This window comes from Trinickia sp. HAY1-2D (assembly GCF_056754935.1).
The window spans coordinates 1,383,294-1,403,153 of record NZ_JBPGWX010000001.1; the positions used below are offsets into that span (position 1 = coordinate 1,383,294).

The 19,860-nt window shown below is 63.9% G+C and carries 14 protein-coding genes; 5 read left to right on the forward strand and 9 right to left on the reverse strand.

What is annotated here, in order from left to right; all coding sequences use genetic code 11:
- Positions 1 to 186 precede the first annotated feature (186 nt).
- Positions 187 to 2,673 (reverse strand): CHASE2 domain-containing protein, encoded by a 2,487-nt coding sequence (locus ACR9ZC_RS06070; protein WP_481579530.1) that lies wholly within the window; start codon positions 2,671 to 2,673, stop codon positions 187 to 189.
- A 311-nt stretch (positions 2,674 to 2,984) separates the two neighbouring features.
- Here ACR9ZC_RS06070 and ACR9ZC_RS06075 point away from each other — a divergent pair, with 311 nt between their 5' ends.
- Positions 2,985 to 3,683, forward strand: coding sequence for a response regulator transcription factor (locus ACR9ZC_RS06075; protein ID WP_481579531.1), 699 nt, complete (start codon positions 2,985 to 2,987; stop codon positions 3,681 to 3,683).
- Positions 3,684 to 3,752: 69 nt separating this feature from the next.
- Here ACR9ZC_RS06075 and ACR9ZC_RS06080 read toward each other — a convergent pair whose 3' ends face one another.
- The 4 genes from ACR9ZC_RS06080 to ACR9ZC_RS06095 all read right to left on the reverse strand — a co-directional run bounded on the left by ACR9ZC_RS06080 (position 3,753) and on the right by ACR9ZC_RS06095 (position 11,554).
- The gene (locus tag ACR9ZC_RS06080; protein WP_481579532.1) at positions 3,753 to 7,454 is read right to left on the reverse strand and encodes an autotransporter outer membrane beta-barrel domain-containing protein; all 3,702 of its coding nucleotides are present in this window, start codon (positions 7,452 to 7,454) and stop codon (positions 3,753 to 3,755) included.
- A 190-nt stretch (positions 7,455 to 7,644) separates the two neighbouring features.
- The gene (locus ACR9ZC_RS06085) at positions 7,645 to 10,101 is read right to left on the reverse strand and encodes a bifunctional acetate--CoA ligase family protein/GNAT family N-acetyltransferase (RefSeq protein WP_481579533.1); all 2,457 of its coding nucleotides are present in this window, start codon (positions 10,099 to 10,101) and stop codon (positions 7,645 to 7,647) included.
- 180 nt (positions 10,102 to 10,281) lie between these two features.
- Positions 10,282 to 10,917 carry a LysE family translocator gene (locus tag ACR9ZC_RS06090; RefSeq protein WP_481579534.1) on the reverse strand — a complete coding sequence of 212 codons (636 nt, stop codon included), beginning with the start codon at positions 10,915 to 10,917 and terminating at the stop codon, positions 10,282 to 10,284.
- Position 10,918: 1 nt separating this feature from the next.
- The gene (locus ACR9ZC_RS06095) at positions 10,919 to 11,554 is read right to left on the reverse strand and encodes an FMN-binding negative transcriptional regulator (protein WP_481579535.1); all 636 of its coding nucleotides are present in this window, start codon (positions 11,552 to 11,554) and stop codon (positions 10,919 to 10,921) included.
- 489 nt (positions 11,555 to 12,043) lie between these two features.
- Between ACR9ZC_RS06095 and zwf the strand changes: the two genes are divergently transcribed.
- The 3 genes from zwf to ACR9ZC_RS06110 all read left to right on the forward strand — a co-directional run bounded on the left by zwf (position 12,044) and on the right by ACR9ZC_RS06110 (position 14,683).
- Complete coding sequence (gene zwf / locus ACR9ZC_RS06100; protein ID WP_481579536.1) at positions 12,044 to 13,600, forward strand: glucose-6-phosphate dehydrogenase; 1,557 nt, start codon at positions 12,044 to 12,046, stop codon at positions 13,598 to 13,600.
- A gap of 111 nt (positions 13,601 to 13,711) precedes the next feature.
- On the forward strand, positions 13,712 to 14,272 hold the full coding sequence (locus ACR9ZC_RS06105) for a YbhB/YbcL family Raf kinase inhibitor-like protein (RefSeq protein WP_481579537.1): 561 nt from the start codon (positions 13,712 to 13,714) through the stop codon (positions 14,270 to 14,272).
- A 24-nt stretch (positions 14,273 to 14,296) separates the two neighbouring features.
- Positions 14,297 to 14,683, forward strand: coding sequence for an ester cyclase (locus tag ACR9ZC_RS06110; RefSeq protein ID WP_481579538.1), 387 nt, complete (start codon positions 14,297 to 14,299; stop codon positions 14,681 to 14,683).
- A gap of 40 nt (positions 14,684 to 14,723) precedes the next feature.
- Here ACR9ZC_RS06110 and ACR9ZC_RS06115 read toward each other — a convergent pair whose 3' ends face one another.
- Positions 14,724 to 15,143, reverse strand: coding sequence for a YfeK family protein (locus ACR9ZC_RS06115; RefSeq protein ID WP_481579539.1), 420 nt, complete (start codon positions 15,141 to 15,143; stop codon positions 14,724 to 14,726).
- Between the two features lie 36 nt (positions 15,144 to 15,179).
- Positions 15,180 to 15,350 carry a hypothetical protein gene (locus ACR9ZC_RS06120; RefSeq protein WP_331570251.1) on the reverse strand — a complete coding sequence of 57 codons (171 nt, stop codon included), beginning with the start codon at positions 15,348 to 15,350 and terminating at the stop codon, positions 15,180 to 15,182.
- A gap of 213 nt (positions 15,351 to 15,563) precedes the next feature.
- Between ACR9ZC_RS06120 and ACR9ZC_RS06125 the strand changes: the two genes are divergently transcribed.
- Positions 15,564 to 15,839, forward strand: coding sequence for a hypothetical protein (locus ACR9ZC_RS06125; protein WP_481579540.1), 276 nt, complete (start codon positions 15,564 to 15,566; stop codon positions 15,837 to 15,839).
- A 74-nt stretch (positions 15,840 to 15,913) separates the two neighbouring features.
- Here the strand turns inward: ACR9ZC_RS06125 and ACR9ZC_RS06130 are convergent, their stop codons facing one another.
- A complete protein-coding gene (locus tag ACR9ZC_RS06130) occupies positions 15,914 to 17,515 on the reverse strand; it encodes a peptide chain release factor 3 (protein WP_481579541.1) in 1,602 nt (533 codons plus the stop codon).
- A gap of 223 nt (positions 17,516 to 17,738) precedes the next feature.
- Positions 17,739 to 19,562 (reverse strand): methyl-accepting chemotaxis protein, encoded by a 1,824-nt coding sequence (locus ACR9ZC_RS06135; RefSeq protein WP_481579542.1) that lies wholly within the window; start codon positions 19,560 to 19,562, stop codon positions 17,739 to 17,741.
- Positions 19,563 to 19,860: the final 298 nt, after the last annotated feature.

Consider the following 19,860-nt stretch of genomic DNA (forward strand, 5'->3'; position numbering starts at 1 on the left):
GTACCTCGGAATTCATGATGCAGCGGGACGCTCAGGGCCGGTTCAGGCCTCGACGACGATCGTCGAGCAGCGCGGCGAGCTCAATTGAGTTCAGCGAGGCGATTATGCCAAGGCATATCCGGAGCAACTGCAAACAAGTGTCAGGCTCAGGGTGGGCGACGCCGACGAGGCGCGTCGCCAGGCCCGTCAGGAGGCTCGCGCCGGCTCGCCGGCCGGCCCGGGCTCGGCTTGCTCGGCTTGCTCGGCCAAGCGGGGCAGCGAAATCACGAATTCGGTTCCCTTGCCTTCCTCGCTGTGGACGGCCACCTCCCCGCCGTGCCGCACGATGACGGTCTTGACGAACGCCATGCCGAGCCCGGCACCGCCTACTTCGGGACGCTGCCCCGCATGGAAGCGGCGGAAGCGTTCGAACAAGCGGCCCTGCTTGTCGAGCGGAATGCCGTAACCCTGGTCGCGAATCGAGCAGGTCACGTGGGCGCCGCCCAGCGACGCTTGCGACGATTCGATCGAGCAGGTGATTTGCGTGCCGTCAGGGCTGTACTTGATGCCGTTTTGCAGGATGTTCACGAGCGAGCGCGTCAGCAGCGACCGCTCGGCGCAGATCCAGCATGCTTCCCTGTCTTCGTAGAAGGCATCGAGACGTATGCCCTTGGCATGTGCCTGCGGCCACACTTGGTCGCTCGCATCCAGCACGAGATCGGCGAGATTCACGGGCTCGAACTCATAGGCCTGCGATTCGGCGCGTGCAAGCTGGACGAAATCGTCCGCAAGCGTCAGCGCGCTCCTGGCATAGCGTGCGATGCGGTCCATGACATCGCGCACGGGCTCGGACTCGATGCGTGCGCGCTCGATCTCGACGAGCGCGAGGATCGATGCGTGCGGCGAGCGCATGTCGTGCGATAGCAGTTGCAAGGCGTCCTCACGCTGCCGTTCGGCTTCGTGCAGCGCCGTGATGTCGACCAAGCCGGCGATCCACCCGGCGGCTTCGCCGAACGCATTGCGGCACTCCGAATAACGCAGCAAGTAATCGCGCTCGTCGCGGCCGCGCACTTCGATGCCGGTCGTCATCATGCGCGCGTGCTCGGGCCGCGCCGGGTTCATGACGGCCGGCCAGTCCCTTCGGGCGATCCGCTCGTTTTCCACGTCCGCGTCGATCGTCTTCACGAACGAACAGTCGGCCAGCACGGCGTGCAATGGCCGCCCTTCCGGGCTCGGCGCCGCGAGCCGCGCGCAATACGCTCTTGCCGCACGGTTCGCGATCAACACGACGCCGTTCAGATCGGCAACGAGTATCGGCTCGGGCCCGCTGTCGAGACTGTCCCAGACGAAACGCTTCATGTCTCTCGCGCGTTGCGCCGCCTGAGCCATCAGCGACATCTGCTGTTCGAGTACGTCCCCCATGAATTCGCTCGGCCGCTTCGCCGCTTCGGGCAGCAGATAGGGCTCGGCCGCGAGCTGCCGCAGTTCCTTGCGCAGGTAGGCCATCGTCATTTCCAGACGGCGCCAGCTCCACAGCGGATAGACGACGATCAGTCCGAGGATCGCCGGTACGGGCGATACCCAAAGCCGCAGCCCATGCATCAGTACCGCGTCGCCCGCGAGCGCGAGCACGCCGAGCGCAATGGCGAGCGCCAGCGAGTACATCGGCGACAGCACGAGAAATCCAACGAGCAGCACCGCCAGCGGCAGGAGCGACGCGGCGAGCAACTCCGATGACGATGCGGGTCTGATGGCGCTGCCGCGCAGCAACATCTCGAGCACGCTCGCATGCGCATAGACGCCGGGCGTGACGCCGAACCGGCCCGACATCGGCGTGGCGAAGTGATCGTAGAGGCCGGATGCCGTCGAGCCGACGAGCACGATGCGGCCCCGCAGCAATTCGGGCGGCACGGTCCCCGCCAGCACCTGCGCAACCGAGACCTTCCGGAAGGACTCGTCGGGAACGAAAGGAACCAACACGCGCTGCTCTCCGCCCGGCCCGCCGGACTCGGCGAGCGGCACGGATTCGCGCGCCGGGCGGCCGTTACCGTCACCCATGCCGGCAACCCGTATCGCGCCGCGTTCGACGGCGCGCCGGACCGGAACGGTCAGCTGCGGCCAACGCGTGCGCGCGTCGCCCTCGTATAGCGCGACGCTGCGCACGACGCCGTCGCTGTCGACCTCGAAGTTGATATGGCCGAGCCCCGCGGCGGCGCCAGCCAATGCGGCAACGGGCAGCACCGCTTCGCGATGGCCGTCGGCGTCGGCCGGCGCAAGCAGAATCGGCAGATAAGTTTTACTGGCGGCGATCGCCCGGGCAAGCGCTGGATCGTCGGCGCCGGGCTCGGTGAATAGTACGTCGTAGACGATCGCGGCCGCGCCGCTCCGTGCGAGCGCATCGATCAGGCGAGCATGCACGCTGCGCGGCCACGGCCACCGGCCCAGCGCTTCGATGCTGTCATCGTCGATCTCGACGACGACGATATCGTTCGATACCGTCTTTGCGGACATCGCAAGAAAATCGTCGTAGACGAAGTGGTCCAGGCTCGCCGTCAGGCGCCAGCTCGAGCTCAGCGCGACGAACGCAATGGCGAGACACCCCGTGGCGATCCATTCGAGCAAAAACCGTCGCCCTATCGATCGGCCGAGCCGCGAGCGAATGATCCGGGCGAGCAGTGTCATTGCGACGGCCACACGCGCGCGATGGGGCGATCATGTTCGTATCGGCGCAGGTGCCCGGGCACCTGCCGGTTATCGTCGTCTCGCCTCATGGTTTCTCGTTTTCGATGCGATCGAGACGATAACCGAAACCGTGCATCGGCGCCAGGCGGGCGCCATGGCGGGGGTGCACGTCAAGCTTCGCGCGAACCATTTTCACAGGAGCCCCAATACTTATCGTTTACTATTCTCGCTGCCGCGAAAACGCAGGTTCGCGCGGAAAGCACCCAATCGGGGAATCGGTTCAACCCCCTTTTCTTCGGCGCAACGTTTCCATCGGTCAAACCATGCGAATCGCCATTCTTGACGATGATCCCAGTCAGTTGGAGTTTGCCACTCAATCGCTGAGCCCGGCAGGGCATACCTGTCACACGTTCAGCGAGGGCGGCGCGCTCATCCGCGAGCTGCGGCGCGAAAGCTTCGATCTGATCGTGCTCGACTGGAACGTCACCGACATGCAGGGCGACGAGGTGCTCGCCTGGGTGCGCAAACACTGCAACGAGACGCTGCCCGTGCTCTTCATGACCAGCCGGTCGCGCGAATCCGACATCGTCTCCGCGCTCAATGCCGGCGCCGACGACTACGTCGTGAAGCCAGTCGCGGCCCCGGTGCTGCTCGCACGCGTGTCCACTCTCCTGCGCAGAAGCTATCGCCGCGACCAAAGCATCGCGTCGCAGGAATTCGGCGACTATCTGTTCGATCTGCGCGAGAGCATCGTCTATCGCCAAACGGTGCCCGTCACGCTGTCGCAAAAGGAATTCCAGGTCGCGCTGCTGCTCTTCCGCAATCTCGGGCGCCCGCTCTCGCGCAGCCACATCGTCGAGACGGTCTGGAAGCAAACGTCCGACATCCCGTCGCGTACGCTCGATACGCACGTCTCATCGATCCGCATCAAGCTCGACCTGCGTCCGCAGAGCGGGTACTGCATCTACCCGGTCTACGGTTACGGGTATCGGCTCGAAAAGCTCGAAGCGGGCGAGGCCTGAGCCGGTGCCGCGGCGGCAGCGCCCTGCGGCACGCGCGCCGGCGGCCACCGCTCTCGTGGCCGCCGCAACTCACCACGACCAACGCACGCCGGCGTTCCCGCCAATCGTCCGCACGTGCTCCCCGTCGAGGTTCGCGCCCCAGTTGACGGCAGCATAGGCGCTGCCGTGCTTCGAGAAGCGCGTGACCAGGCCCGCGTCGATCCGGCCCGTCGTCTGATTGACCGGCGTTCCGATCGACGTAACGCTGTCATAGGTCTGGCGATCGCCGTTGGCAAACGCGTGCAGCACATTGAACGCCACAAAAGGCTGCCAGGCGGCACCCAGCGCGTCCCATGTCCCGGAGAACCGGACGCCGAACCTCGCCAGCACCGAATTCCCGCTGCCGAACGACACATTGGCCGCACCGTCGTTGAGATCCCGGATCGACAGGTGCTGGTAGACCAACTGGAGCTGCGGCTCCATCGTCAATCCATGTCCGATCGACAGCGGCAGACCGCCTTCGACCGAAGCCGTGACGGCAGTACCGTGCGTGCTGGCATGGACGTTCTCGCTCGATGTCGCATCCGCCGTGAGCGCGCTGCCCGAAACGACGGTATCCGTGTACCAGCCACTGGGCCCGATATGCGTCCAATAACCGGCGAGGCTATATGCGTTGACGGAAAGATGTCCCACGTCGGCACCCTGGACGCCCAGTGCCGAACCGCTCACGCCGCCCGTCGCGCGGGCCATGCCGAGATAGAAGCCGTAGTGGTTCCGGTGCCCCCCCTCCGCGCCGTCCGCATACACGTCGTGGCCGACCTGCAGCCCGCCCATCGAACCGTCGAATTGCGGGCTCACGTCGCCGCCCTCCGACAGCACGCTATGCGCACCCCAGACCCGGCCCCATGCCGCGGGCACCGCGCCCTTCTCTCCGAGGAGCGACTGATCGCCCTGCCGCTGATGGAACTCGTCGATTTGCATCCAGTCGAGCTGACGCATGACGCTCGGAATCTGCGCGTACAGCGCGACCTCGGGCCGGTACAGCGTGACCGGAGTGGCGCCGGCGGCCGGCAGCACGGGCGTGCCGGGGGCTGCGACGATATTGGCCGATGACGCGACGTTCGCGGCCGGCACCGTGTTGCGGAGGTACCAGTCCTGCGAGGTCCCCGCGGTCACGCCGCCTTTCACGAGGTAGTACTCGTACGCACCGGCCTTGACCACGCCGCCGGCCAACGCGAACGCACCGGCATCGGTGGTCGCGCCGTTGGCCGCCGCGACGACCTGGATGCCGTTCGACACGATCGGCGCGCCCTGACCGCCGACGTTCGTCACCTTCAGCGTCGTCGAACCCGTCGCCGTCCCGCCGTTGACGACCAGCTTGTCCGATGCCGCGTTGTCCCCGGCGAGTACGGTATTGAGCGCAATCGTGCCGTTTTGTCCAACATAGCTGTTGACGTTCAGCGTGTTGCCGGCCTGAGCGCCGCCGCCGAGTTGAACCAATCCCGCGTTCGTCAATTGACCGTTGATCGTAAAACTGCCCTGCGTGCCGGCTGCGACGGACGATTGCGCATGGCCCACCGCGATCGCGCTGCCTCGCGCGACTTCGGCGTTGGCGCTCGTCGCGGCCCCCGACAACGCATTCGCCACCGCGATCGTCCCATTATTCGTGACGTTGCCGTTGACCGAGCCATAACCGCCGAGCGTGGCACCCGGTGCGACGCTCGCCGGCCCGGCCACCGACGCACCGGTGTGCGACGCATCCCCGACGACGAGCGTGCCGGCCGCCACCGACGTCGCACCCGCATAGGTGTTGACGCCGTCGAGCACGAGCGTACCCGTGCCGGTCTTGGTCAAGCCGCCGGCACCCGTGACACCTTGCGCGATGGTCGACTGGAATGCCTGCGTATCGATCGTGCCGCCATTCGACGTGATCGTCACCGCACGCGTGCTGCTCAGATCGAAGCTGCTGCCCAACTGCAGCGTGCCGCCGTCGAACGTCATGCCGCCCAACGCACCGCCGAGCGCGCTATCCGCCGACACCGACAGCGTGCCCGCCTTCAGCAGCGTACCGCCCGTGTAGGTGTTGCCCCCGGCCGCGGAAGGCGCCAGCGTCAGCGTACCCGCCCCGTCTTTTTCGACGACACCCGTACCGCCGATCGCTCCGTTATAAACGCCGTCGACACCTTGCTCGAACTGCACGAGGCCATTGTCGGTCACCGTCGGGGGCAGGCTCTGTGCGCTCGCCTGCAGCACGGCGGGCTGATCGACCGTCACGCTCCCCGTGAACTGCGAACCGTCGCCATTGAGCACGAGCGTACCTTGCTGAACTTCGGCGGCGATCGAGCCGACCACTGCGCCGTTGACCGTCAGCGTCCCGGAGCCCGTTTTGTCGAGCGCGCCCGTCCCGTTGATGGTTTGATCGATCGTCGATTGGAAGCCCTGCGTATCGATCGTGCCGCCGTTCGAGGTGACCGAGATCGCTCGCGTATTGGCCAGATCGAAGCTGCTGCCCAACTGCAGCGTACCGCCGTCGAACGTCACACCGCCCGGGGTGCCGCCGAGCGCGCTGTCGGCCGACACCGAAAGCACGCCCTGCTTGAGCACTGTCCCGCCCGTGTAGGTATTGCCGCCGGCTGCGGATGGAGCGAGCGTCAGCGTGCCAACGCCGTCTTTTTCGACGGCACCCGAGCCACTCACGAGGCCCGTATACGTGCCCACCGTATCTTGCTGGAATTGGACGAGACCGTTGTCCGTCACGGCCAACGGCAAGCTTTGCGCACTGGCCCGCAGCGTGCCGGCCGAGTCGACTTGCATCGTGCCCGTATAGCTCGTGTTCGTGCCCGTCAGCACCAGCGTGCCTTGCTGAACTTCGGCCGAGGTGACGCCCATGCCGCCGATCGAATTCGCGATCGTCCAGGTGCCGCTATCCTTTTTCTGCAGCGTCTGGAAGCCGGTGATCGTCGCCGGCAACGTGTTGTTGCCGGTGCCATTGAGCGTCAGCAGGTTGCTGCCGCCGCCGCCGTTGATCGTGCCCGATACGCTCGAACCGGAGAACATGTTCAATGTGTCGTTGCCGCCCGCAAAAACCAGGTTGCCGATCACCTTGCCGAGATTGGTGAACACCACGGCGCCGTTGCCGGACGCTCCCATCACGTTGTTGGGTGCCTGGATGACGCCGGTCGCGTTATTGATGACCGTGTTCGTACCCGAGGTGTTCTGAAACCAGATAGCCGCGGAGTTGATGCCCCGGATCGTCCCGTTGTTCACGATCGTATTGCCGGTACCTTCCGGATTGACGGCCTCGGCGGTCGATTGTGTGCCGTTGGACAACACGGTCGCACCCTGTTGGACGGTCAGCGTGTTGTTATTGCGGAGATCGATCGTATTGCCGCCCGTACCGTACGTGCCGGTGGTATTCGTCGAGGCGTTCTGCACGAGCGCGCCGGAGCCCACCACGATGTTCGAGTTGTCCGACAGCGCGATCGCGCTGGTGTTGCCGACGACGATCTGCGCGTTCGGCCCCACGGTCACCTGAGCGCCGGACGCGGTTGTCGGCCCCGTTCCGATCGTCGTCGTCCAAGGCGACGGCGCCGAGGTGTCGCACGTCGTCGTCGCGCCCGAAGTCGTGCAGTTCGCGTGAGCCAGTGCCGGAATCAGCGCGACGTAGCCGAGAACGGCAAGCGTCGTCGCCTTAGGGCGCAGGCGCGATGCGTCCTTGGAGATTGGAGACCGAATTGCACGCGATTTCGTATGATCAATCGTTGCGTGCCGATGTAAATCTGAATTCCGCATATGCCCGTCCTCTCATCGTTTGTATTTGACGCTCGGCACTATAGCGGAACCGTTTTTAAAGAATTGCAAAGGATCGTAAAGCCTTTACCTGGTCGGTTAATTCGGCTTTTTGACGGCGCTTGAATTACGCCGAATCAGGTGCGAACCGATTGCCGCGGAGGCGATTGCCGGCGGCTGGCGAATCGGATGCCTACTGAAGCGGGAGTCGGACGGCGATCACCGAGGGATCGTCCGAGGCGTGGATCTCGAAGCCGTTCGCTCTCGCAAGCGCCAGCATAGGCGCGTTTTCGCGCAGGATTTCTCCCGTCACGAAGCGCGTGCCGCGAGTGCGCGCATAGTTGATGATCCGGGCGAGCAGTAATGTTCCGAGCCCTTTGCCCTTAATATCCGAGCGGACGGCCACGGCGAATTCGGCGCATTCATTATCGGGATCGGCGACAATACGCGCCACGCCAAACGTTTGCGCGACTCCATTTAGATCGATTTCCGCCGCGATGAGGGCCATTTCGCGGTCATAGTCGATTTGCGTCATACGCGCGAGTTGCGAATGATCGAAGCCGCGCACGGCGCCGAAGAATCGCAGCCGCAAATCGTCGGGCGACATGGCGGCAATCAATGCACGATGTGCCGCTTCGTCCTCGGGACGGATCGGGCGGATCGTCAAACGCTTGCCCTGCCAGTCCAGCGTCTCTTCCAGATGGCGTGGGTAGGGCACGATTGCAAGACGCCCGCGCGAGCTCGCAATCCGCAATCGCGGGGCGACAAGCACGACGCGGTCCGGCATGACACGCAGCACCGCACTCATACCCGCGATCTGCTCGACCGCGCACACCATCTCCGAGAGCGCGGTAAGCGCCTGCAAAAGCGGCTCGACGGGCACACGATTCGCGTACGGCGAGCGCGCGACGATCTCGCGTGCAAGAACGGGATTGAGCGGCGGCAGACCATAGGTGCAAAACGGCGCAGGCACACCGTTCGCCGGAGGCGCCGTAAAGCGGAACACGGGGCCGAAATCGGCATCGTCGTCGAGTTCGACCGTCACGTCGACGATCGCTTCGCCTTCGAACCGTTCGTCGAAGCTGGAGGTCCCGCCCTCGCCCTCGCCTTCCTTCGCATCGCCACCCTGCGCCAATCGTGCCGTCGTCGCGGCCGCTTCGGATTCCGGCCGGCTCGCGGCATGCGCCGCTACACGCAGGCCGAAGCACTCGACGAGATGCGCCGCTTCGTCGCCGTCGAGCGTCATCGTGCCCGCCGCCACGGCGTCGCGCACGCGCGCCTGGATCGCCGCAAGCGCTACCGGCACGTGCGCCGGCAAGCCCTGCGGAGTCTGCATCAGCAACTCGCGGCCGAGCCGGTAATCGACGAGTCGTGCAAACGCGCGTGCGAGGCGATGCGGCGTCGAATGCACGGCGATGCCATGCGTGCGCAACGCATCGCGCGCAGGCGCATCGAGCCCCCCGAAAAAGCAGGCGAGCATGCCGCGATGCGTAAAGCGCTGGCGCTCGATGAGCACGCGCGCCACCTCCTCGGCCGGTGCGCGATGTGTCGAGGCGTGCACGATAAACGCCGCACCCGTATCGTCGTGCGGCGCAAGCGCATCGAGCGCGCGGCCGAAATCCGCGGCATGAGCATCGTCGCCCAGCAGCACCGGGTTGCTCGGCGTCACGTGCGGCAAGGCCGACGCGAGCGCCTGCTTGGCGCCGTCGGACCATCGCGCGAGCTGAGCGCCGGCCGAAGCGAATGCATCGGATGCGAGCGCGGCCACGCCGCGGTCCGCCGCGATCAGTGTTGCGGTCGAACTTGCCGCAATCCGCCCGAGTCCGAGGGTTTCGATTTCGTCGAGCAGATCGTCGAGTGTTTCTACGCGCACCATCCCCGCACGGCGAAACGCCGCGGCATAAAGCGCATCGTCGGAATCGGCGCAACCTGTGCGCAGCACGAGCACGGGCTTGCCGCGAGCCGCAGCGCGCGCGGCCGACATGAACTTGCGTGCGGCCCGCACGGTCGAGAGCTCGAGCAGGATGGCGCGCGTCGCACCATCGCTGGCCAGGTAGTCGAGCACGTCGCCCGCATCGACATCGGCCTCGCCGCCGAGCGCGATCGCATGCGAAAAGCCCAGACCTCGAGCATCGGCCCAGCCGAGCACCGCATTCGTCAGCGCGTTCGATTGCGATACCCAGGCCACGCCGCCCGGCTTGACGATGCACGATGCGGCATCCAGTTGCGCCCCCAGCGCGGGCGTGATGACGCCAAGACTGCCCGGCCCTACGATGCGCAGCAAGTGCGGGCGGGCGGCGACGAGTACATCGTCGACGGCGGCCGATGCTTCGATACTGCGTGCGTCGCCGATCACGATCGCCGCGCGCGCTCCCATGCTGCCGAGCTTGTGCACGATGTCCGGCCATACCGCGCTCGGGGTGCAGAGCAACGCCACGCTTGGCGCTTCAGGGAGATCGGCCACATCGCCGAAAACGGGGTGACCGTCGAGTTCGTCGTATTTCGGATTGACAGGCCACACGGGGCCGGCGAAACCGCCGGTCAGCACGCGCTGCCAGACGATGGCGCCGAGGCTGCCCGGCCGAGAGGACGCGCCGATCACCGCGACCGATCGGGGCTTGAAAAGCGCATCGAGATTGCGGATGGTCATGAGCGATCCCTCGTTCGGGAAAAGGCACGGGACCTGCGTTGAGGCTGAAGCATCGCGGACTGCGCTTCACCGCAGCTCGGGTTGCGTCAGTTTACGACTTTCCGGGTGCGACGCTGGTATGTTGCCGCATTCCGGTGCACTCGATGTATTGGCCGTCAATCGTGCTCGGGAGAATCGCGGTCACCTCGAGGGCCATGCCAGCAGCTTGATACCTGCCGCGCCGAATGCGACGGCAAGGCCCCCTTCCAATGCGCGGCGCGTTCGTATGTAGAGCCGGCGCGCCGAATCCATGGAAAAGAGCGATGCATAACCGCTGAACACGAGCGATCCGATGACGGCGCAGCCGGGGATGACCGCGTCATGAGCGGACCCGGAGCGGCTGGACGAAAGCGCGACGATCGAAACCCACACAAGGACCGCCTTGGGATTCGTCAAATGCAGTAATGCCCCTCGGATGTATAAGCCTCTCGCAGTGTCCGGCCGCCCCGTTTTTCGCGGCGTCGCGGCAGCGGGTACGAGCGCGCTGCGTCCCGATTTGAAAGCCAACCAGAGAAGGTACAGCCCGCCAAAGAGTTTGACCGCGACGATGAATTGCGAATAGGCGACCAACGCCGCCGAGATACCGAGTTTCGCGACCGTCGCCCAGAACATCGATCCGGAAACGACGCCGAACGCGAACGCCAGCGCCGCCTTTCTTCCTTGGCTGGCCGCGATGGACATGATCGCCAGGTTGCTCGGTCCCGGGCTAGCGGTGCCGATGAAATAGGCGGTATAGGCGAGCAGCAGGTCTGCGGAAAGCCATGAATTTGCGGACACGTCAGGCCTTTTTCTCAGCCTCGGCCAACATCGCCTCGCTAATTGCGGTCTCGCCGCGCGCTTTCAGCGCGACAGCTGCCCCGCGAATATCGCGCGCCTCCTTGTTCTGGCCGAGCTTGGTCTTGCCGATCAGCCGCGTGATGTCGATTTCCAAGCCGACGATCGATTTGAGCATCGTATCGATATAGTCCTTCGGCGCATCCGACATCTTCCACGGCTCCGGCAGCGACGCCTCGTGCGTTCGGGTCAATCTGGCGACGACGCCGCGCACGTACCGCTCGTCGTCGTGGACGCGGATCCGGCCGTGTGCGTGGACGACGATGTAATTCCAGGTCGGCACCTGTTTGTGGAGCTCGTGCTTGCTCGGGTACCAGTTGGGCGAAATGTAGGCGTCCGCGGCGCGGAAGACCACGAGCACCTCGTCGCCGTCCGCGATGTCCTGCCATACAGGATTGGCTCGTGCGACATGGGCGCGCAAAACGCCGCACTCGCCTTCGCCGGCCGCCAGCTCGAACGGAATATGATTGGCGTCCAATCCGCTCTTGCCGTGCGTAATCAGCGTGCCAAACGGATGTTGCACGATGCAGGCGTGCAGGTTTTCGATCCGGGATTCGTTGAAAGCGGCTGGTATGTACATATCGGGTCCCGTAGCGGAGTAAGTGTGCCTGCTCGCCCTATTGCGTCTCGACAAAACCGAGTTTGCCTGAAAATGGACTCGTCCTGCAGGTCCAATCGTGAACGTTTTTACCAGGCCAGAGTCGTGTCGAACGTATTGCTAGACCGGGAGGCATCGTTGTCCAACAACGTAAGCGGCGCAGCAGGCTACGCCGAGAAGGCGCAGGTTCTCATCGCGCAATGGCGGGGCGTTACCTGGACCCGCTTGGCGTTCATTAACCGCGCATGAGGAAACTGCCGGCGCGATACGCCTTCGCGCCGTCCCAGGTGTGCCCGGTCGATTCGCGTGCCGGTGATGCCAGCATCGGGCGCCGCGTTCTGGCACGCTGCCTGCTAAGTTGACACAATGGGTGCACGACCCGTGCGCTCCCGGCGATGACTGCGCAATTACGTGTCGTTTCTTCGAGCCTTCGCCGTGCTCCGTCCACGGCCTTATGGAGCAATGCGCGCCATGCCAAGCGATTCGAATTCCATCGGCTCCGGTCATTCGGGGCGCGAAGCGGGCGCGCAGGGCGCTCTCTCGACTCAGGCTGCCAAGCGGCCAGCGCCCCCTTGCACAATTGTGATCTTCGGTGCGGGCGGCGACCTGACCCGGCGCCTGCTGATACCGGCTTTGTACCATCTTGCGCACGAAGCATTGCTCGACGACAGTCTTCGAATCATCGGCGTCAGTCACGGCGAGCGCGAAACACCCACCTGGCGCGACGCGTTACTCGAGTCGCTGCAGCAATCGATTGCGGACAAATCCAGCGAAGCGCATACGGACAAGCTGGACCGCAAGCCATGGGACTGGCTCGCGCAACGCATGCAATACCAAGCGGGCGAATTCGAAGACGATGCCACCTATGCGCAACTCAAACAACAAATCGATCAGGCCCAGCATGGCAATGTGATCTTCTATCTGGCCGTCGGTGCGCAGTTCTTCGAGCCCATCGTCGAGCGGCTCGGCAAGGCAGGCTTGCTGGAACAGAACGGGGGCTTTCGCCGTCTGATCGTCGAAAAGCCGTTCGGCAGCGATCTCGCATCGGCGCGCAAATTGAACGCACACATCCTGCGGTTCGCACAGGAATCGCAGGTGTACCGAATCGACCATTTTCTCGGTAAGGATACCGTGCAGAGCATCCTCGCCGTTCGCTTCGCGAACGCGATGTTCGAGCCGATCTGGCGGCGCGAATACATCGATAGCGTGCAGATTACAGCGGCCGAAACACTCGGCGTCGAAGGGCGCGGACAATTTTACGAACGCACCGGCGCGCTGCGCGACATGGTGCCGAATCACCTGTTCCAATTGCTCGCCGTAGTCGCACTGGAACCACCCAATTCGTTCGATGCGGAAGCGGTACGCGACAAGAAGGTCGAATTGTTCGAGGCGATCGAGCCGCTCATGCCCGACGATGTCGTGCTCGGTCAATACGAAGCGGGGCCGTCTGGAACAGCGTACCGCGACGAGCCGAACGTGGCGCCCGACAGCGCAACGGAAACCTACGTCGCGGCCCGCCTGCGAATCGACAACTGGCGCTGGGCCGGCGTACCGTTTTATCTGCGCACCGGCAAGCGGCTCGCGACGCGCCGCACCGAAATCGCAGTGCAATTGAAGCGCGTTCCATTCCTGCTGTTTCGCGATACCCCGGTGGAAACACTCACGCCCAACGTGCTGACGCTGCGCATCGACCCCTCGCACGGAACGAGCTTCGATTTCAACGTCAAGGTGCCGGGGCCGACGATGCTCATTGGCGCGGCGCGCTCGTCATTCGACTATGGCGATTTTTTCCCGCAGCGCCCGAACGTCGGGTATGAAACGTTGCTCTATGACTGCATGCTCGGCGACGCGACGCTCTTCCAGCGCGCGGACAGCATCGAGGCGAGTTGGGCTGCCGTCGATCGCATACTCCATCCGCAGCGCGGTACGGTACCTGTGCACGGCTACGCCGCCGGCAGCGCCGGTCCTGCCGAAGCCGACGCGCTCCTTGCCCGGGACGGCCGTGCGTGGCGGCCGCTAGACGAATAATATTGCGCGGTGCATCTGGAATAAATCGACGTAATAATCCGTTGTTCCCGGAGCACACGGCGGCCCATTGCGGGCTGCCGGATCGCGTTCACTCGAGAGACGGAGGCGGGGATGAAAGGTAACGTTAAGGCGGTCCGGCACATGCTCGGAGCCGGTTTGTGCGTGCTGATGTTGCACGGCGTGACGACCTATGCTGCGGAGGCGTTCGAGCTGACCTCGCCCGGCGTGCCCGACGGCGGCACGCTCGCCTCGATTCACGCGGGAAACCAAAACGATTGCGGTGGCCGCAACGTGTCGCCGGCATTGCAATGGCGCAATGCGCCCACCGGTACCCGCAGCTTCGCAATCACGATTTTCGATCCGGACGGGGCAAAGGGCCTCGGCGTCGTGCACTGGGTGATGTACCGCATTCCCGCTTCGACGACCTCGCTCACAGCGGGCGGCGAACCGCCAACGGGCGCGCTCATGGGACTGAACCTCAGCGGGCAGGCAGCATATCGCGGACCGTGCCCGCCCGCCGGGGAAATTCCACATCACTATGTCGTGCAGATTTACGCGCTCGACCTCGCGCCCGATTCGCTGCCGGCCGGACTGACACGCGATGCGCTACATGCGGCGATCAAGAATCATGTGCTGGCAAATACGAGCATCGTGATGCGTTTCGGGCGCTAGAGCGATCGGGGACGAGGCTTCGGCATGAGCGAATTGGACCTCCACACGATTTATCGCGATTACATCGATTGCCTGAATAGGCGGGATTGGGCGTCGCTCGGCCAGTTCGTCGGCGACGACGTCAGTCACAACGGTCGGCCGATCGGTTTATCGGGCTATCGAGAGATGTTGGAAAAAGATGTGCGCGATATACCGGACCTACGTTTTCAGATCGACCTGCTGGTGGTCGAGCCGCCTTTTGTGGCAAGCCGTCTGCGCTTCGATTGCTCGCCCAGATCCACCTTCCTCGGATTGGACGTCGGGGGCAGGCGGGTCGTCTTCGCCGAGAACGTCTTCTACGCGTTTCGCGGCGGCAAAATCGCGAACGTATGGTCCGTAATCGATAAGGGTGCGATCGAAGCTCAACTGTGAACCAGACCGCAGGGCCGCCGTTTTCGAGCAGGAACGGGTTTCACCGATGCCCGGCCGCCGGCACGGAAGCGGCGTTCGAACCGCCAGCGCGAGCCGCGCGCAGCAATTTCAATTGCGTCGTGAGCCATGCCTCGCTCGTCTGTGCCGGCGTATCGCCGCACTGAACCAGGTATGGCTTCCCGCTGATGCTGCTTTTCGTGGCGGCCAGTTCAATGAACTGTTCCGTGCTGCTCAGCGTAGTGCGCGCTTCGAGGTAGTGCAGCTTGGCGAGCATATGCGCCTTCGCTTTCTCCCCGGAATACCAACTGCCATTGCGATTGAACTTGCAATCCGATGTCTCGAGGCGTCCCATCAAGGAAGCAATCTCAGCCCGCACGATGGGCGGACTCTCGCCGGCTCTCACTGTCATCGCCATGCCGAGAGCCAACACCGTCAGCCCAACGCGAATATGCCGCAGCACCACGCGTGCTCCTCGAAATCGGCTGACGATCGCGCGCTACGACCGATCGCGGTTACGTGTGCGAGTCGCCGCCGTAATGACACCGATGCCCAGCATAATGACCGCGACGATGATCACCGTGTGTTGCGACACGTGCATCGCGATCAGCGCCCAGGAAACGCCGCCGATCAAGATCAGCCATCCGACTAGATATATGAGCAGGGTCATCGAATTCGCTCTCTCGTTTTGCAATGCCCAAGTTTAACGGATCGTAGAGCGATGACCGCATCGATGAAACGATGGAAATCTTCACGCGCCGCCCGTTACTGCCGGTTACACAAGCGACAGCCCGGTATCACCCGGCCTGTCCGCAATAAGTACCATGTAAGCAGGTGAACTACCGTCTGCGAGCCAACTTGCTGCAGGCGAAGCGAAAGGAAAATGAAACGAATTCTGTTGTCTGCTGCGCTCGGGGTTGCAGGTGTGTGCGCATCGGCCGGTGCCTTCGCGCACACCGATGTCGGCGTATATTTCGGCGTACCGGGGCCGGTGTACGAAGCGCCCCCACCCGTCTATTACGCGCCCCCGCCCCCGGTGGTCTACGAACAGCCCGCGCCCGTCTACTACGGTCCATATTATGGAGATGGCTATCGCCGGGAATGGCACGACAACGGCCGGCACCGGGGCTGGCGTCATCACCACCGCGACGACGATTGACCTTCAGACGATGCGGCCTTCGCGGCCGCATTTCATTTCGCGGCCCATGTCACCGCCACCTGCATCGAAACGAATCAAATCGCCTTACGAAACGGCGCACCCGACTGTTCACGCAATTCGTTGAACACGATCTTCGGCCAGGCCTTTTGCGCCACCTCGATCTCGGAGACATGCGAGGCAAGATAAGTCGGCGCGTTCGAAGCATCGAGCGCCATGCGCGCAGCGTACGCATCGGTGAACCGCCGCAACTCGCCCGCATCGTCGCATGTCACCCAACGTGACATCCGATAACGCGCCGGGAAAATGCGCACATCGACCTTGTATTCCGCCGAGAGGCGATGCGAGACCACTTCGAACTGCAGTTGCCCCACCGCCCCGAGAATCGTCGAGCCGCCGTGCGCGGGACGAAACACCTGAATCGCCCCTTCTTCGCCAAGCTGCTTGAGCGCTTCGCCAAGCTGCTTCGCACGCATCGGATCGACCACCTCGATGGTCTGAAAGATCTCGGGCGCAAAGAACGGCAAACCGACGAACTGCAGTTGCTCGCCCTCGGTCAACGTATCCCCGAGGCTTAGCGTGCCATGGTTAGGAATCCCGATGATGTCGCCGGGATAAGCCTCGCTGACCGTCTCGCGCCGCTGAGAAAGAAACGTCACGACGTTATTGGCCCGGAACGTCTTGCCCGAGCGCGTCACCTTCAACGCCATGCCGCGCTCGAAGCGCCCCGAGCACACGCGAATGAAGGCCACCCGATCGCGATGCGCCAGGTCCATATTCGCCTGGACTTTGAAAACGACACCGGTGAATTTCGGCTCGTCCGGCTGCACGGCCCGCTGCACCGCCATACGCATCGAAGGCGGCGGCGCGAGATCCACCAGCGCGTCGAGAATTTCCTTGACGCCGAAATTGTTGATGGCCGAGCCGAACAGCACCGGCGATTGGTCGCCCGCTAAAAACGCCTCGCGATCGAAAGCCGGCGTTGCCGCGCCGATCAGATCGATCTCTTCCTTCGCACGCTTCCAGGCGAAACCAAAGCGCGCTTCGCCCTGCTCCTCGCTGACGGCATGCAGCGTATCCACCGCACCGCCCGCCGTATCCTGCCCCGCGCGAAACACACGGACCTGATCGCGTTGAATATCGTAGACGCCCTGAAAGTCCTTACCCATGCCGATCGGCCAGGTGAACGGCACCGCGGCCACACCAAGGTGCCGCTCGATTTCATCGAGCAAATCGAGCGGCTCGCGTACCTCGCGATCGAGCTTGTTGATGAACGTGACGATCGGAGTGCGGCGCGCGCGGCAGACTTCGAGCAGCTTGAGCGTCTGTGCCTCGACGCCGTTGGCGCCGTCGATCACCATCACCGCGGCATCGACGGCCGTCAGCACCCGATAGGTATCTTCCGAGAAATCCTCGTGGCCCGGTGTATCGAGCAGATTGATGACGGCGTCGCCATACTCGAACTGCATGACCGAACTCGCCACGGAAATGCCGCGCTGCTTTTCGATCTCCATCCAGTCCGAGGTCGCATAACGGCTGCTCTTGCGGCCCTTGACGGTACCCGCGATCTGAATCGCGCCCGAAAACAACAGGAGCTTTTCGGTCAGCGTGGTCTTCCCCGCATCGGGGTGGGAGATAACCGCGAACGTGCGGCGGCGCTTGAGTTCGGCGACAGACATCGTGAATGGGCAAAAAAGGGCCAGCTCGCGAGTTCGAGCGGCGCGGGGGCGATGATACACGTGTCGCGCCGAGCGCGAGCGAACCGGTGCGCGGCGCATGGACGGAAAAGCCCGCCCGGGTATGCCGGGCGGGCGCGCCAATTCGATCGACGGTGGCCGTCGATGCCGGCCGGAAACTTTGGAGCGCTACCTAATACGGTATTCGCTGTACGCGCTTATGTGCTCAGAACGTCTGCCAGTCGAGGCTCTCGGCCGTGGCTGTCGCACTCGGAGCCGGCGCGCCAGCCGCGACAAGCGGCGCGGCAGACGCACGGCGTGGCGTCGCCGCGGACGCCGCAGTCGACGCACGTACCGCTGCGGGCACCGACGCCTTCACCGCGACAGAAGGCTTGACGGCACGACTCGGCGCGCGCGACGCGGCCCCTGCCGTCAACGCGGGTGCCGCACCGCGCGACGTACCCGCGCGCCGCGATTCGCTTCCATCGATCTTGAAAAACGCCACCGATTCGTTGAGTTGCTGCCCCTGGTGCTCGAGCGATTTCGACGCGGCCGCGGCTTCTTCGACGAGCGCGGCGTTTTGTTGCGTCACCTCGTCCATCTGCGTTATCGCCACATTGACCTGTTCGATGCCGCGGCTCTGTTCGTTCGATGCCGCCGCAATCTCACCCATGATGTCGGTCACGCGCGCAACTGCCTGCGTAACCTCGGCCATCGTTTCGCCGGCCTGGCTGGCATAGACCGCGCCGTCCTTCACACGCTGCACCGATTCGCCAATGAGATCCTTGATCTCCTTGGCCGCGCTCGACGAGCGTTGCGCAAGCGAGCGCACTTCGCTCGCCACCACAGCGAAGCCGCGACCTTGCTCGCCCGCGCGTGCCGCTTCCACCGCCGCGTTGAGCGCCAGGATATTGGTCTGGAACGCGATCCCCTCGATGAGGCCGGTGATGTCGGCGATCTTCGTCGAGCTGCTGCTGATCTCGTTCATCGTATTGACCACCCGGCTCACGACGCCGCTGCCTTTTTCCGCGACTTCCGAGGCGTTGGCCGCCAGCGCGCTCGCTTGCTGCGCATTATCGGCATTCTGGCGCACCGTCGAAGTCAGCTCTTCCATGCTCGCCGCCGTCTCCTGCAACGACGCAGCCTGCTGTTCCGTGCGAGAGGACAGATCCTGGTTGCCGGACGCGATCTGGCTCGAACCGGTGGCAATGCTGTCGGCGGCGGTACGGACCTGCCCGATCAGCTTCACGAGGCTCGCCTGCATTTCCCCCATCGACGCGAGCACGCTGCCCGCGGGCGCCGAGGGCGCGCCCGCGACCGGGCTCAAATCGCCCTCGGCCACGCGGCGGGTGATACCCGACAGCGCTCCCGGCTCTGCACCGAGCGAACGCGTGAGGCTACGCGTAATCAGGAAAGCCGCGAGCACCGCTGCCGCGAAGGATACGGCACAGATGACGAACATCACGATGCGCTGAGCGAGATACTGCTCGTGTGCCGCGTCCGCCATCCGATGGCCGCGTTCACGCGTATAGGCCGTGAAGGCATTCGTCGCCTTGATCAACTGGGCAAGCAGCGGACGGCACTGCGTATTCATCATCTCGACGGCTTCGGGGCGACGTCCCGCGAGCGCGGCGTCGGTAATGGCGCGTGCAACGGGGCCGTACTGCGTCTCGATGCGAACCATTTCGCCGACCAAGGCTTTCGCTTCCGGCGTCGCACTGGCAGAGGTCTCGATCGCTTCCTTGAGCTTGCCCATTCGCTGCGTCACATCGTTGTCCGCTGCCGCGACCTCGGTCTTTTCGATCTCGATGTCTTCGGGCTTCGTGACGAGGACGAGGTTGCGCGCCGCAATCGCGCGCCGATCCACGGCCGTACGCACCTCCGCGGCCAGGGTCGCGCGCGCATTGATTCCGTTGACATAGGTAGAAAAGCGTTCGTCGATGGTGCCGAGCGAATTCAACGCAAAACCCGATACCAGCAGCACCATTACGGCGAGCACGCCAAAAGCAGTAGTCAATTTGGCGCGCACCGTCATGTTTTTGAAGTCCATTTTCCTGCTCCCGATATATCGTCTTTAGAGACACCGGCATCTTCGCGGTTTACGCGATCGGAGCCAGTCTCAGGTGCTTTATCGGTGGAGCAGCGCAGCAACTTGACCTGCGCGGAGCACGCAAACGTTTGCCGTAGGGTTTTGGCGCATCGGTCCCTTCCCGCTCGGGAACTGCCCCGAGCAGGAAAACGCCGAATAATCATATGGTCTGAACAGAGGCCGCGTCGAAATGCTGCAGAAGTACGACGAATCAGATCGAATTGACGTTCATTAATGCTATTTTTCTTTTTATCGGCAA

Bases quoted from the DNA above. Each gene is read 5' to 3' on its own strand.
- ACR9ZC_RS06095 (WP_481579535.1), bottom strand. From the start codon at position 11,554: ATGTACATACCAGCCGCTTTCAACGAATCCCGGATCGAAAACCTGCAC.
- ACR9ZC_RS06125 (WP_481579540.1), top strand. From the start codon at position 15,564: ATGAAACGAATTCTGTTGTCTGCTGCGCTCGGGGTTGCAGGTGTGTGC.
- ACR9ZC_RS06075 (WP_481579531.1), top strand. From the start codon at position 2,985: ATGCGAATCGCCATTCTTGACGATGATCCCAGTCAGTTGGAGTTTGCC.
- ACR9ZC_RS06135 (WP_481579542.1), bottom strand. From the start codon at position 19,562: ATGGACTTCAAAAACATGACGGTGCGCGCCAAATTGACTACTGCTTTT.
- ACR9ZC_RS06120 (WP_331570251.1), bottom strand. From the start codon at position 15,350: ATGACCCTGCTCATATATCTAGTCGGATGGCTGATCTTGATCGGCGGC.
- zwf (WP_481579536.1), top strand. From the start codon at position 12,044: ATGCCAAGCGATTCGAATTCCATCGGCTCCGGTCATTCGGGGCGCGAA.
- ACR9ZC_RS06130 (WP_481579541.1), bottom strand. From the start codon at position 17,515: ATGTCTGTCGCCGAACTCAAGCGCCGCCGCACGTTCGCGGTTATCTCC.
- ACR9ZC_RS06105 (WP_481579537.1), top strand. From the start codon at position 13,712: ATGAAAGGTAACGTTAAGGCGGTCCGGCACATGCTCGGAGCCGGTTTG.
- ACR9ZC_RS06080 (WP_481579532.1), bottom strand. From the start codon at position 7,454: ATGCGGAATTCAGATTTACATCGGCACGCAACGATTGATCATACGAAA.
- ACR9ZC_RS06110 (WP_481579538.1), top strand. From the start codon at position 14,297: ATGAGCGAATTGGACCTCCACACGATTTATCGCGATTACATCGATTGC.
- ACR9ZC_RS06085 (WP_481579533.1), bottom strand. From the start codon at position 10,101: ATGACCATCCGCAATCTCGATGCGCTTTTCAAGCCCCGATCGGTCGCG.